The sequence below is a fragment of the uncultured Massilia sp. genome (genome assembly GCF_913773735.1).
In the GTDB taxonomy this organism is placed as follows: Bacteria; Pseudomonadota; Gammaproteobacteria; order Burkholderiales; family Burkholderiaceae_D; genus Telluria.
The window spans coordinates 44,452-58,044 of sequence record NZ_CAJYEB010000016.1 but is presented as its reverse complement, the minus strand read 5'-3'; the positions used below and the strand labels follow the sequence as shown (position 1 = coordinate 58,044).

Genomic DNA, 13,593 nt, shown 5'->3' with positions numbered 1-13,593 from the left:
ACGTACCGCCACACGTTCCATCGCCACGAGGTCATCATGCGCAGCTTCCTGAACGACATTGCCCGTCACGCCGACACACTGCGCCAGGTGGTGCGCTTGCCGCGCGCCAGCCTGCGCTTCGACGCGCGGCTGGCGCCGGACGACATCCCGGCCGTCTACCGCCAGTTCACCAGGCCGCATCCGCGCTACCGCATCATCGGCAACAAGACCGTGGGCGCCGCCCTCCTCGACCTCGGGCGCTTCGACGGACCGGCGGCCTACCTCGCGGCCATCGCCGGCAAGAACCGCGGCGCCTGGCACGCCCGGCGCGCGCGCGCGCGCGGCTACGTGTGCCGGCCGATCGAGCGCAACGAGCACGTGGACGCGATCCACGCGATCAATACCGCGCTCGACACGCGCCAGGGCCGGCCGATGGACGACCACTACCGCCGCAAGGCCACGCGCTTCGAGACGCAGCCGCACTACGAGTACTACGGCGTGCTGGACGGCGGGGGTCGGCTGGTCGCCTACGCCAACATCGCGCGCTATGGCGACTTCAGCGCCTTCTCCCAGCTGATCGGCCTGCGCAACAACGACGGCATCATGCACTTGCTGGTCGTGGACATCGTCGTGCGCCTGCTGGAGCGCGGCGAGGTGCGCTACCTGATGTACGACACCTTCTTCGGCGCCCAGCCCGGGCTGCAGCACTTCAAGCGCATCCTCGGGTTCGAACCCTACCACGTGAAGTACAGCCTGCAATGAAGACACTGCTCAACCGCCTGTACTCGGACTACCTGATGCCGTCGCGGCTGCGCGAGTACGAAGCCCTGCTGGCGGCGGCCCGCCAGGCCGGCTACCGCCAGCTGTCGGTACGCGACTTCTACCGGGCGGTGCGCGATACGGACGGACAGGCGGGCAAGGTGCTGGTGCACCGGCACGACATCGACAGCGACGTGCGCACGGCGCGCAAGATGTTCGCGCTCGAGCGCAAGCACGGGGTCGGCGCCAGCTATTACTTCCGCCTGAGCACGCTGGACTACGGCTTCATGCGCGACATCGAAGCGGCCGGCAGCGAGGCCAGCTACCACTACGAGGAGGTGGCGACCTTCGCCAAGCGCCACCGCCTGCGCCGCGGCGACGACGTGCGCGCGCGCTTCCCCGAAATCCGCGAGCTGTTCGTGCGCAACTTCACGCGCATCCGCGAACAGCTCGGGCTGCCCATGACGACCGTCGCCAGCCACGGCGACTTCGCCAACCGGCGCCTGCAGGTGATCAACCACGAGCTGCTGCGCGACCCCGAGCTGCGCCGCCGCTGCGGCATCGAATGCGAATCCTACGACAACGAGCTGCTGCGCCACTTCGACCTGTACATCAGCGACCGCCCCTACCCCGTCTACTACACGCCCCTGTCGCCGTTCGAGGCGCTGGGGCGGCATGCGCGCATCTGCTTCCTGACCCATCCCGTGCAATGGGAAACCAACTGGCTCGAGAGCACCCGCTGCAACGTGGTGCGCCTGGCCGAGGAACTGGCGTGGCACACATGAACATCCTCTTGATCAACCACTATGCCGGCTCGGTGCGCCACGGCATGGAGTACCGGCCCTACTACCTGGCGCGCGAATGGGTGCGCCAGGGCCACCGGGTCACGATCGTCGCCTCGTCCGAATCGCACCTGCGCAGCCAGGCGCCGTCCCTGGATGGCCGGCCCCGGCTGCTGGAGACCATCGACGGCATCGACTATGCCTGGCTGGCGACGCCGCCCTACCGCGGCAATGGCGCGGCGCGGGTGCGCAACATGCTGGCCTTCGTGCTGCGCCTGCGCCGCGAGGCGGCGCGCCTGGCCGCCGCGCTGCGCCCGGACGCCGTGATCGCCTCCAGCACCTACCCGCTGGACATCTGGCCCGCGCACCGCATCGCGCGCCTGGCCGGGGCACGGTTGCTGTTCGAACTGCACGACCTGTGGCCGCTGTCGCCGATGGAACTGGGCGGGCACTCGCGCTGGCATCCGTTCATCATGCTGCTGCAGGCGGCAGAAGACTTCGCCTGCACGCGCGCCGACGCCGTCGTCTCGATCCTGCCCCGGGCAGGCGCGCACCTCGAGGCGCACGGCATGGCGCCGCACAAGCTGCACCTGGTGCCGAACGGCGTCGATCCGGGCGAATGGGAGGGCCCGCGCGCGCCGCTGCCACCGGCGCTGGCCGGCGCATTCGAGGCGCTCGGCCGCAACGGCAACTTCGTGCTCGGCTATGCGGGCACCCATGGCGTCGCCAACGCGCTCGGCACCTTGCTGGACGCCGCCGCGCGGCTGCAAGGCCGGCCCGTCGCGATCGTGCTGGTGGGCGACGGGCCCGACAAGCCGGCCCTGCGGCGCCGCGCCGCCGCGCTGGGGCTGGCCAACGTCCACTTCCTCGACCCGGTGCCCAAGGCCTGCGTGCCGGCATTGCTGGGGCGCTTCGACGCCGCCTACCTCGGGTGGCGGCGCCAGCCGCTGTACCGCTTCGGCATCTCGCCCAATAAATTGATCGACTACATGATGGCCGGACGGCCCGTGCTCCACGTGGTGGACGCGGGCAACGACCCCGTCGCCGAGGCCGGCTGCGGCCTGAGCGTGCCGCCGGACGACCCGCGCGCGGTCGCCGACGCGGTCCTCGCCCTGATGGCGCTGTCCCCCGCGCAACGGGCCGCCCTGGGCCGGCGCGGCCGCGCCCATGCCCTCGCCAACCATACCTATCCCGTCCTCGGACGGCGCTTCCTGAACGCACTTTCCGGAGAACCCCGCCATGGCTGAACACCAGAGCGCCGCCCCCGCGGCCGAACCTTTCCTGCCGTTCGCCCTGCCCGACATCGACGAGGCCGAGATCGACGCCGTGGTCGCCTGCCTGCGCTCGGGCTGGGTCACGACCGGTCCCGTCGCGCGCCAGTTCGAACACGACTTCGCCGCCTGGCTCGGCGCCGCCGGGCACTGCGCGCCGCCGCAGGCGCTGGCCGTCAACTCGGCGACGGCCGGCCTGCACCTGGCGCTCGAAGCCCTGGGGATCGGCCCCGGCGACGAGGTGGTGGTGCCGACACTGACCTTCACCGCCACCGCCGAGGTGGTGCGCTACCTGGGCGCGCGGCCGGTATTCGTCGACGTCGATCCCGCCACGCTGCAGATCGCGCCGGCCGCCGTCGAAGCCGCGCTGACGCCGCGCACGCGCGCCATCCTGCCGGTGCACTATGCCGGCCTGGCCTGCGACATGGCCGCGCTGGCGACGCTGGCGCGGCGCCACGGCCTGCGCATCGTCGAGGACGCGGCGCATGCCTTCCCGACGCGCCGGCGCGGACGGCTGGTCGGCACGCTGGACAGCGACGTCACCGTATTCAGCTTCTATGCCAACAAGACCATGACCACCGGCGAAGGCGGCATGGTCGTCACCCGCGATGCGGCGCTGGCCGCGCGCATGCGCACGATGCGCCTGCACGGCATCAGCCGCGACGCCTTCGACCGCTACGTCTCGCGCACGCCGGCCTGGTACTACGAGGTCGTGGCCGCCGGCTTCAAGTACAACCTGACCGACATCGCCGCGGCCATCGGCATCCAGCAATTGCGCAAGATCGAGCGCTTCGCGCGGCGCCGCGAGCAGCTCGCCGGGCGCTACCACACGGGCCTCGCCGGCCTGCCGCTGCGCCTGCCGCCGCTGCCCGGCGATGGCGACAGCCACGCCTGGCACCTGTACGTCGTGCGCCTGGACGCCACGGCGCCGCTCGCGCGCGACGCGCTGATCGACGCACTGGCGCAGCGCGGCATCGGCACCAGCGTGCACTTCATCCCGCTGCACCGCCAGCCCTACTGGCGCGACACCTGCGGCCTTGCGCCGGCCGATTTCCCGGCCGCCGAGGCCAGCTATGCGTCGATGCTCACGCTGCCGCTGTACACGCGCATGTCGGACGCCGACCAGGACCGCGTCATCCACGCGCTGCGCGCGCTGCTGGCATGAGCAAGCGCCTGTTCGACCTCGTCGCCGCGGGCGTCGGGCTGCTGCTGCTGGCGCCGCTGCTGCTGGCGCTGGCGCTGTGGATCCGGCTCGACTCGCCCGGCCCGGCGCTGTTCCGCCAGGTCCGCGTGGGCCGCCACGGCGTGCCGTTCCGCATCCACAAGTTCCGCACCATGCGCCAGCAGGCGGATGGCGGGTCCCAGTTGACGGTCGGGCCGGATGCGCGCATCACCCGCGCCGGCCGCCTCCTGCGCCGGTACAAGCTGGACGAGCTGCCGCAGCTGGTCGACGTGGTGCAGGGAACGATGAGCCTGGTCGGCCCGCGGCCCGAAGTGCCGCGCTACGTCGAGTGCTGGCCGCCCGAGGCGCGCCGCACGGTACTGTCGGTGGCGCCCGGCATCACCGACTGGGCCGCCATCCTGTACAAGGACGAGAACGCGATCCTCGGGCGGGCCGCCGACCCCGAACGGGCCTACGTGGAGACGATCCTGCCGGTCAAGCTGGCCTGCTATCAGCGCTACGTGCGCGAGCGTTCGTTCTGGCTCGACCTGCGGATCATCCTGCGCACGCTGGCGGCCATCGCCAGGTAGGAGCGACGATGGACTGGGTCAAGCTGTACCACCTCGGCGACCTCGCGCTGACGATCCCCGCGGCCTGCGCACTGACCGCCTGGTTGCTGGCGGCGCGGGCGTGGCGCGCGGCCGGTGGCTGGCTGCTGGCGTTCGGGCTGGCGCTGGCGCTGGTGGCGGCCACCAAGATCGCCTTCATGGGCTGGGCCACCGGCCTGCCGGCGCTGCACTTCAAGGCGCTGAGCGGCCACGCGACCGGCTTCACCGCTGCCGTGCCCACGCTGTGCTGGCTGCTGGCCGCCCCGCTGGGGCGGCGGGCGCGCGGCGCCTGCGCGCTGGCCGCGCTGGGCATGGGCGTCGCCGTCGCCGTGGCACTCGTGCGCGCCGGCGAACACACGCCGGCGGAAGCGCTCGCCGGCTGGCTGATCGGCGCCGCCACCTGCGCCTGGGCAGTGCGCCTGGTCGCGGCCGCGCCGGCGCCCGACCCGTGGCGCGGCGGCGGCGCGGCCCTGCTCGCCGCCGGCATCGCCGCCTGGGCCGTCGCGGCGGCGCCGCTGAGCCACTGGATGGTGCGGGTCGCACTGGCACTGTCCGGCAACGCCGCGCCGCATCCGTGGGACCACTGCGGGTAGGCGCCCCGGTCGACCGACATCCCCCAGCAACCCACATCGACACAGATCAACCCATATCAACCCGCTCGCCAGGAGACACATCATGCTCGGCATCCAGCTTCCCTCGATCCGCTGTCAACGCCACAGCCAGCCGGCCAAGGACACCGTCCACTCCATGCTGATTTCGCTGATGCGGGGCCTGGCCGCGCTGCAGGTGGCGGCGGCGCACCTGCGCGCCGAAATCTTTCCCGGCCTGCGCGAACTGGCCGACCCGCCGCTCGCCTACCAGTTGCTGGCGTTCGCCACCGCCTTCTCGCACCAGGCCGTCGTCGTGTTCTTCCTGATCAGCGGCTGGCTGGTCGGCGGCAGCCTGCTCGACAAGTTGGGCCAGCCGGGCGCCCTGCGCGGCTATGCGATCGACCGGGTGACGCGCCTGTGGACGGTGCTGCTGCCCGCGCTGTTGCTGATGCTGGCCATCGGCGGCGTGACCGGCGCCGTGGACCCGTCCCGCGCCGACCTGTCGGCCGCGAACCCGTATTCGATCGCCAGCTTCGCCGGCAACCTGTTCGGCCTGCAGACCGTGCTGGTCGAACCCTATGCCGGCAACTATGCGCTGTGGAGCCTGTCCAACGAAACCTGGTATTACATCCAGTTTCCGTTGCTGCTGCTCGTGTTCGCCGGACGCGGACGCCTGGTCCGGATTGGCAGCGCCACGGCGCTCGTGCTGGTCGCCGCGACGTTGCCGTTCCCGATCACGCTGTACTTCCTGCTGTGGCTGCTCGGCGCCGCCTTCTCGCGCATCCGCATCGACTGCGGCAACGTGCTGCGCGCCGCGCTGCTCGGCGCCGCCGTGGCCGTCGCCGTGTATTTCCGCCTGAAGGGAACCAACGACGACCTCAAGCCCGCTTCCTTCTTCCAGCATCTCTGCTACAGCGTGCCGCTACTGGCCCTGCTGGCGTCGCTGCAGGTGCCGCTCGCACTGCGCACCCGCCCCATGCACTGGCTGGCGCGCATGGCGCACGTCCTGTCGGAATGCTCGTTTACGCTCTATGTGATGCACATCCCGCTGATCGCGCTGATGCGGTACGCCGGCGCGCGCCATCTCGGCCGCGACACCCTGTCGCCGCATGCGGCGCCCGACTATGCGATCTATGGCGGCATGCTGCTGGCGATCGCCGGCGCGTCCTGGCTGTGCTGGTGGCTGTTCGAATCGCGCACCGGCAGCGTCCGGCGCGCGATCAAGGCCGCCCTGCGCGTCGGGGCCGGCAATGCCGCCATGCAGGGAATAACGGAAAAGGCAACTGAAAGGGCAACCGAGCGGGCGAACGAGCGGACGACCGGGCGGGCAACGGACAGGCCAAGGGCGGAGGGCAGGACGACCGCCACGGGCGCGCCGAAGCGGGAGGTCGCGCCCGAGTGAGGCGCACGGTCAGGTCTCGCGCGCGGGCGCCACGTCCGCCTGCACCGGGCCGGGCATGCCCGCGGCGCGCGGCGCGGCGCGCCGGACCAGCGCCAGCATGGCCCGGCGCACGACGTGCGACAGCTTGTCTTCCAGATAGTGGTGCGCCATGGCGGCCACGGGCACGGCCATGACGAGGCACAACAGCACGTGCGCCCAGGTGTGCGCATTGCCGCCGGCCATTTCGACCTTGCGCCCGAGCCAGGCGAAGACGACCGTGTGGGTCAGGTATAGGGAATACGAGATCGATCCCAGCCAGACCAGGATGGCCGGCGGCACGAGCGCGATGGTCTTGCTTGCCAGCGCCAGCGCGCACACCATGGCGATGGCGACCATGCCCCAGTCGCGCGGGCCGTGGAAGCGGCCGAAGCCGCTGTACAGGTACCAGACGAACATGCCCACGGCCACGAACACCAGGTGCCGGCACACCGCGGCCGAGCGCAGCCGGAACCAGGGTTGCAGGTAGCACCAGCCGATCGCCGCCCCCGCCAGGAACTCGAGGATGATCGGGCTCGTCATCAGGTTCAGGTAGGCGAAGGTGAACTGGAAATTGGTCGTAACGTCGAAGGTGAGGCCGCGCTTCAGGTAGGGGATGCCGATCACGGTCGCCAGGATCCAGGCGGCGAGCACGATCCAGCGCAGGCGTCCGAACAGCAGGCTGGCCGCAAAGACGAGATAGAAATACATCTCGAAATTCAGGGTCCAGCCGACCGGCAGGGCCATGCCGAAGAACGGCGGCGCCTTCAGGTCGGCCGGCTGGAACAGCAGGCTGAGCCCCAGCGTGCGGAGATTCTCCGGAAAGCGGAAATAGCCGAATCCGTCGTACGCGACGACCAGCCAGGCCAGCGTGACGACGGCATACACGGGCCATACCCGCGCGAAGCGCTTGACCAGGAATTCCAGCGCGGTACCGAACGACCCGTCGGCCTGGCGGGTCGTGTAGACCATGATGAAGCCGCTGATGATGAAGAACAGGTCGACGCCGCTGGCGCCCGGAAAGAACAGGTCGTTGACGAGCGGTCCCGCTGGCGTGTCGAGCAGGGCGACGCGGGCGTGGGTCAGGACGACCATCACTGCCGCAATTCCCCGCAAACATTGAACCCACTCCAGTTTTGCTTGTGCAGCGGCCATGATTTTCCATCGTCTGTCGATACCGAACCCTTTATTTTACGATAAATGAAAAACTTTCCATGAAACAAAGCATGACCCTCATGCTCAGCCGGCGGCGAACCCGATCTGTCCCGCCGCGCCCAGCCGTTGATAGGCGCCGTAGCCGCCCAGGCGCGGCGCCATGTCGTTGAACAGCACGCCCTGCGGCGAGATGCCGGCGTGGTTGAGGCGCTTGATCGACTCGTTGATCTCGGCCTCGTTGGTCTGTCCGGAGCGCGCGACGATGAACACGGCGCCCGCATGCGTACCGGCCACCAGCGCGTCCGCCACCTCCAGCAGCGGCGGCGGATCGAGCAGCACGAGGTCGTAGCTGGCGGCCACCTGCTGCAGCAGCCCGCCGAAGTTCAGGTGCAGCAGGAATTCGGCGCGGTTCGGCGGCAGTTCGCCGGTCGGGATGAAGTCGAGGTTCTCGACCACGTCATGGTGGATCACGTCCTCGACCGCGGCCTGGCCGAGGATCGCGCCGGACAGGCCGCGCTCGCGGCCGACACCGAAGTAGCGGTGCAGCTGGCCGTTGCGCAGGTCGGTGTCGATCAGCAGCACGCGCTTGCCGCTCGCGGCCATCACGGCGGCGAAGTTGGCGGACACGAAGGACTTGCCGATGCCGTGCGTCGGCCCGGCGAACATCACGATGTTGTTGCGGAAGTGCGGCATCGAGAACTGCAGCGCGGCGCGGAAGCTGCGCAGGCTTTCGACGGCGGCATCCTCGGGGATGATCTGGGCCAGCAGCGGCAGGACGCCGTCGCCGCGCGACTTGCGCACCAGCTTGTCCTGGTTGCTGCTGTGCGGGATCGTCGCGTAGACGACGCGCGCGCGCAGCAGGCGCTCGATCTTCTGCGGGTCGTCGATGCCCCCGGTCATGGCCTTGCGCGCAAACGCGATCAGCGTGCCGAGGAACAGCCCGGTCACCACGGCCAGCGCCACGATCAGCGGACGGTTGGGCCGGATCGGCTTTTCCGGCGGAATCGGGGCGTCGACCATGCGCACGTTGCTGACCCGCCCGACCGAGATCAGGCGCAGCTGCTGCGCGGTGTTCGACAGCGCCGTGTACAGGTCGGTGTTGACCTTGATGTCGCGCGTCAGGCGCGCCTCGTCCTGCTCCAGCACCGGCAGCGAGCGGATGCGCGCGTTCACTTCCTCGATCTCGGCCTCCACTTCCTTGCGCTGGCGGTTGAGCGCCGCCACGATCGGGTGGTCTTCGGTGAAGCGCGCCAGCAGCTCCGTCTTCTTCTGGATCAGGTCGATGCGGCGCGTGCGCGCGGCCGCCGCCTGGGCCAGGCTCATGCGCGCCTCTTCCTGCAGGTCGACGGTGCCGTGGGCGTTGCGGAACTGGTTGTAGCGGTCCTCGGCCTGCTCGAGCTGGCGCTTGAGCACCGGCAGCTGCTGGTTCAGGAAGGCCAGCGATTTCTCCGCTTCCTCGGTCTTGCGCGCCAGGTTCTGGCGCATGTATTCGCGCCCGATCTCGCTCAGCACGCTGTGCGTGCGGCGCGCGTCCGCCCCCTGCAGCTTGACCTCGATGATGCCGGACTGCTTGCCCTGCTCGGTGATCACGAGCGCGTTCTGGATCGCCTGGATCATGGCCAGGCGCGACATGCGGCGCAGCAGGAAGCGCGCGCCGGGATTGGCGTGCATGCGCTCGACCTTCAGCTCGACGACGCCGTCCGGCGTCGGCACCCGGTAGCGCAGGCCGACGTCGCCGTCGAACACGATGCGCTGGGCCCCGCCGGAAAAGCGGAAGCGCTGGTTGCCCAGCGCCGTCAGCGTGAACTCGCGGCCCAGCCAGGCGTCCGGCACGTCGAACAGCGGCACCTCGGCCTTCTCGCCGCCCCAGACGTAGCCGCCGTAGCCGAACAGGCCCGGCTGCGACAGGGCGTTGCCGTTCTGGTTGGCGAACCAGAAGCCGGCCACCGGGAAATACCTGGGCCGCACGTCGATGTAGAGCTGCAGGTTGTCGACCGCGCGCGAGACCACCATGCGCGAGCGCAGCAGTTCCATCTCGGCGATCGCAGCCTTCTTGGTCTCGAACAGCGACGACGCCTCGCTCAGGATGTTCTTCGAGGCGTTCGGGCTTTCCTCCTCGACGTGGATCATCAGGTTGGCCTCGAACACCGGTTTTGCCACCAGCGCGTACAGCACCGCCACCAGCGTGATGAAGGCGGTGATGCCGCCGATCAGCCAGCGGTTCTCGTACAGGGTGCGCAGGTAGCCCTTGAGGTCGAACGCCGGATCCTCGTGCGGCGCGTCGACGGCGCGCGGATCGAACGGTACGCCGATGATCGGCGGACGGGAAACGACCGGGGTCAGGGAATGCGGGTCGCCGGCTTTGCTCATGATTGGGCTCCGTGGTTCGTGCGATGGCGGACGGTTGGTGGTGACGGTAATGACGGCGGGTGAAGGCAGGTTCGGATCAATGACGCCCATGAGGGCCGATGACGGTGCGGGACGGTACAGGCGACGCATGACGGCGAATGACGGCAATGACGGCGAATCATGGCAATGACGGCGAATCACGGCCAGGCGCGCGATGCGGCCCCGGATGGCCGCGCGGCGCGCGCGGCCACCGCTCAGGGTCGGTTCGTCGCCGAGACGGCCGACGTCAGCGCGCCCGGGAACAGCAGGCTCAGGTTGCGGTTCCAGTTGGCCAGCGGCGTCGCCGCCACGTAGACGATGTCCTTCGGGCGCAGCTCGAAGGCCTCCGCCATGGCCAGCGAACCGGCCAGGCGCGCATCGAGCCGGAACACGCGTGTGCGGTCGGCGCCCTTGCGTACCACGTAGACCTGGCGCGCATCGCCGCTCAGCGGGCTGATGCCGCCGCTCTCGCCGAGCGCCTCGTTGAGCGTGAGGCGGCCGTCGTGCATCGTCAGCGCCTTGGGCGTGACGACCTCGCCCGAGACGAAGACCTTGCTCTCGTCGCGCGAATGCACGCGCACGACGTCGCCCGGCGCCAGCATCACGAGGCCGGGGTTGATGTTGCGCTGCACGAGGTCGCGCAGGTTGATGAACCAGCGCTCCTTGCCGCGTTCCAGCACCAGCCGGCTCTGGTCGGCCGTGGGCAGCAGGCCGCCGGCGCGGTTCAGCGCCTCGACCAGCGTCATCGGGATGTCGTTGATGGCCTGCAGGCCGGGCGACTTGACCTCACCGTCGATGTACACGCGCTTGCTGCGGTAGGCCTGCACGCGCAGCGTGACGCTCGGGTGCGCGATGAACCTGGCCAGGCGCGTCGTGAGCAGCGTGCGCGCGCCCTCTTCCGTCAGGCCCGCGACGGCCAGCGGGCCGATCAGCGGAAACTGGATGCGCCCCTCGTGGTCGACCACGTAGCCCTGCGGCGCGGCGGCGGCACCGTTGACGGCGGCGACGACCGGGTCGGGCGCGGCGGACGTGACCAGGCCGCCCGTGAGCTCGGGATGGTCCCAGACGACGATGGACAGGATGTCGCCGCCGCCGATCGCGTACGGCGGCGGGTCCGGCACCAGCAGGCGGTCGAGCGCCTGGCCGGACTGGTCGCGCTGCTGCTGCCTTTCCGCCGCGATCAGCTGCTCGGTGATGAGTTCCGTCGGCGGCGCCGGCTCGGCCGCGCCGGCCGCGTCGCGCGACTGGAACTGGATGCCCGACGCGCAGCCGGTCAAGGCGGCGAGCAGGAAAAGCGCGGCCACGACGACGCTGCGCGGCCAGGCTGCAAATTGCGTGAAGGAAGCTTCCATTTTGCCTGTAGAAATGTGCTGCCAACCTCTGGCGAACTGAATCAGCGTAAGCCGCTTACCCATCCAGGTTTTGGCGCACATCAAACGGCCGCTCAGGTCAGCCGTACTCCCGCAGGCTCAGCGCATCTCCTCGAGCAGGCGCAGCGCGCCGGCGAAGCGCCACACGCGGCGCAGCTCGATCACGTCGTAGTTGGCGGCGACGTTGGACGGAAACGCCGCGTAGCGCTCGTTCAGGCGCACCAGGCGGCGCACGACCTCGTCGACGTCGGCGCGACCGCTGGAGCGCACGATGGTCACGTCCTCGATGCTGCCGTCGCTGCGGATCGCCACGCTGACCACGGGATCGGTGCGCACGTCGCCCGCGGCCAGTTGCGCCGTGCTGAGGATGGCGTTGCGCTCGATCTTCTGGCGCACGCTGTCGATGTACATGCGCAGCGGCACGTCGTGGCGCGCCGCCGCGGCCAGGGCGCGCCGCGCCGCGCGGGCCGCATCCTCGGCCGGGCGCATGATCTGCGGCAGCGGCCTGGCGATGTCGATGCCGCGTACCAGTTCGCGTGCCCGCGTCGCCAGGTCGCCGGCCAGCGCGCCGCGCGGCAGCGGCGCGCCGCCGGCAGCGCCGCCGCCGGTGCCGTTGCCCACCGCGGCCACCGCGGGCGCGCCCGGGCCGCCCGGACCGGCGCCGTCCCGTTCGCTCCGGCGCCGCGCGGCGTCCTCGCCTGCCAGGCGCGCGCCCTCCGCCTGCTCGCGCGCCAGGCGCGCGTCCGCCTCCTGCTGGCGCGCCTGGCGTTCGGCCGCCTGCCGGCGCCGCGCTTCCTCGGCGCGCTGCTGCTCGGCCAGCCGCTGTTCGGCAGCCCGCTGTTCGGCGACCTGCCGTTCGGCGACCTCCCGCGCGCGTTCCTGCTCACGCTGGCGCAGCCGTTCCTGCTCGGCCGCGCGCTGCGCCGCCAGCTCCTGCTGCGCCACCTGCTGCGCGCGCTCGCGCTCCAGCCGCTCCAGGCGCTGCCGTTCGGCCAGTTGCTGGCGCGCGCGCTCCTCGGCCTCTTGCTGCGCCGCCCGCTCCTGCTGCTCCGCCTGCTGCGCCGCCTGCTGCGCGCGCGCCTGCTCCAGCTGGTCCAGGCGCCGGCGCTCGGCCAGCTGGCGCGCCTGCTCGTCCAAGGCGCGCTGTTGCGCCGCCTGCCGCTCACGCGCTTCCTCCTGCTCGCGGGCCTGCGCCGCCAGGCGGCGCTCCTCGTCCTCGCGCAGGCGGGCCGCATGCGCTTCCTCGGCGCGGCGCTGGCGCTGGGCCAGTTCGTCGGCGAGGCGGGCATCGTCCAGCGCCAGGCTGCGCTCCTGCTGTTCCAGTGCGCTGCGGGCGTCCGCTTCGGCGCGGGCGCGCAACCCGGCCTCTTCCGCCTCCCGGCGCGCCGCGCGTTCCTGTTCGCGCTGCTGCGCCAGGCGCTCGCGCCCGGCCGCGATCTCCGCGATCTCCGCATCCGCCACGGCCGGCTCGGACGGCTCCTCCAGCGGCGGCGCGGGTCGCTCGTCGACGGCCACGTCCGGCAGCGGCACCTTGAAATCGTTGTCGATGTGCGCGTCCTGGGCGATCACCCGGGTGTGCAGCGCGTCGACGGGCGGAGCGCGGCGCGGCCGCGGGCGCCGCCGCGCCGGTCGTGGCACGGGCGCCGCCGGTGCCGGCGCCTGCGGCATGGGCAGCGGCTCCGGCAGGACCGGATCGCGCAGCGTGAAGCCCCGGTGCGCCGCGGGCATCGGGGGCGCCGGCATGGAGGCCGATGCGGGAGCCGATGCGGGGGTCGGCACGGGCGCGGGCAGAGGAACCGGCAGCCCGGATGCAGGAGCGGCCGGCGCCGTCACCGGGCCTGGCGCCGGGTCGGACGGCGCGGCCAGGGCGACGGGCGCCGGCTGTATCGGCTGCGGCTGCGGCTGCGGCTGCGGCTGCGACAGCGGCGGCGCCGGCACGGGCGGCCCCAGCCGCACCGACAGCGGCGCGCCCGCGCCCGCGCGCAGTCCCGGAATGCCGAACTGTAGCGACAGCAGCAAGGCATGCAGCAGTGCGGACACCAGCAATCCCCCCATCAGGCGGCGCTGGGATGGATCCATGGATGAGGCGGCCCTGGCCGCGGTGACGGTGGA

11 protein-coding genes are annotated in these 13,593 nt (G+C 71.2%); 7 read left to right on the top strand and 4 right to left on the bottom strand.

Features of this window, described 5'->3' with window-relative positions:
* The first annotated feature begins 36 nt into the window (after positions 1 to 36).
* The 7 genes from QZ749_RS06800 to QZ749_RS06770 all read left to right on the top strand — a co-directional run bounded on the left by QZ749_RS06800 (position 37) and on the right by QZ749_RS06770 (position 6,553).
* Positions 37 to 741 (top strand): hypothetical protein, encoded by a 705-nt coding sequence (locus QZ749_RS06800; RefSeq protein ID WP_296944864.1) that lies wholly within the window; start codon positions 37 to 39, stop codon positions 739 to 741.
* The gene (locus QZ749_RS06795) at positions 738 to 1,523 is read left to right on the top strand and encodes a hypothetical protein (RefSeq protein WP_296944862.1); all 786 of its coding nucleotides are present in this window, start codon (positions 738 to 740) and stop codon (positions 1,521 to 1,523) included. The genes QZ749_RS06800 and QZ749_RS06795 overlap by 4 nt, the downstream gene beginning before the upstream one ends.
* Positions 1,520 to 2,767, top strand: a complete 1,248-nt coding sequence (locus tag QZ749_RS06790; protein ID WP_296944860.1) for a glycosyltransferase family 4 protein — start codon at positions 1,520 to 1,522, stop codon at positions 2,765 to 2,767. The genes QZ749_RS06795 and QZ749_RS06790 overlap by 4 nt, the downstream gene beginning before the upstream one ends.
* Positions 2,760 to 3,956, top strand: coding sequence for a DegT/DnrJ/EryC1/StrS aminotransferase family protein (locus QZ749_RS06785; protein WP_296944857.1), 1,197 nt, complete (start codon positions 2,760 to 2,762; stop codon positions 3,954 to 3,956). The genes QZ749_RS06790 and QZ749_RS06785 overlap by 8 nt, the downstream gene beginning before the upstream one ends.
* Positions 3,953 to 4,543: a sugar transferase gene (locus QZ749_RS06780; RefSeq protein WP_296944854.1), complete on the top strand. Its 591-nt coding sequence runs from the start codon at positions 3,953 to 3,955 to the stop codon at positions 4,541 to 4,543. Before QZ749_RS06785 ends, QZ749_RS06780 begins: the two co-directional genes overlap by 4 nt.
* Positions 4,544 to 4,551: 8 nt before the next feature.
* The gene (locus QZ749_RS06775; RefSeq protein ID WP_296944851.1) at positions 4,552 to 5,154 is read left to right on the top strand and encodes a phosphatase PAP2 family protein; all 603 of its coding nucleotides are present in this window, start codon (positions 4,552 to 4,554) and stop codon (positions 5,152 to 5,154) included.
* A gap of 82 nt (positions 5,155 to 5,236) precedes the next feature.
* Positions 5,237 to 6,553, top strand: a complete 1,317-nt coding sequence (locus QZ749_RS06770) for an acyltransferase (protein WP_296944849.1) — start codon at positions 5,237 to 5,239, stop codon at positions 6,551 to 6,553.
* 9 nt (positions 6,554 to 6,562) lie between these two features.
* Here QZ749_RS06770 and QZ749_RS06765 read toward each other — a convergent pair whose 3' ends face one another.
* The 4 genes from QZ749_RS06765 to QZ749_RS06750 form a co-directional block, all read right to left on the bottom strand.
* On the bottom strand, positions 6,563 to 7,723 hold the full coding sequence (locus QZ749_RS06765) for an acyltransferase (protein WP_296944846.1): 1,161 nt from the start codon (positions 7,721 to 7,723) through the stop codon (positions 6,563 to 6,565).
* Between the two features lie 84 nt (positions 7,724 to 7,807).
* Complete coding sequence (locus QZ749_RS06760) at positions 7,808 to 10,093, bottom strand: polysaccharide biosynthesis tyrosine autokinase (protein WP_296944842.1); 2,286 nt, start codon at positions 10,091 to 10,093, stop codon at positions 7,808 to 7,810.
* 233 nt (positions 10,094 to 10,326) lie between these two features.
* Positions 10,327 to 11,463 (bottom strand): polysaccharide biosynthesis/export family protein, encoded by a 1,137-nt coding sequence (locus QZ749_RS06755; RefSeq protein ID WP_296944839.1) that lies wholly within the window; start codon positions 11,461 to 11,463, stop codon positions 10,327 to 10,329.
* 117 nt (positions 11,464 to 11,580) lie between these two features.
* Positions 11,581 to 13,560: a TonB C-terminal domain-containing protein gene (locus QZ749_RS06750; protein WP_296944837.1), complete on the bottom strand. Its 1,980-nt coding sequence runs from the start codon at positions 13,558 to 13,560 to the stop codon at positions 11,581 to 11,583.
* Positions 13,561 to 13,593 lie beyond the last annotated feature (33 nt).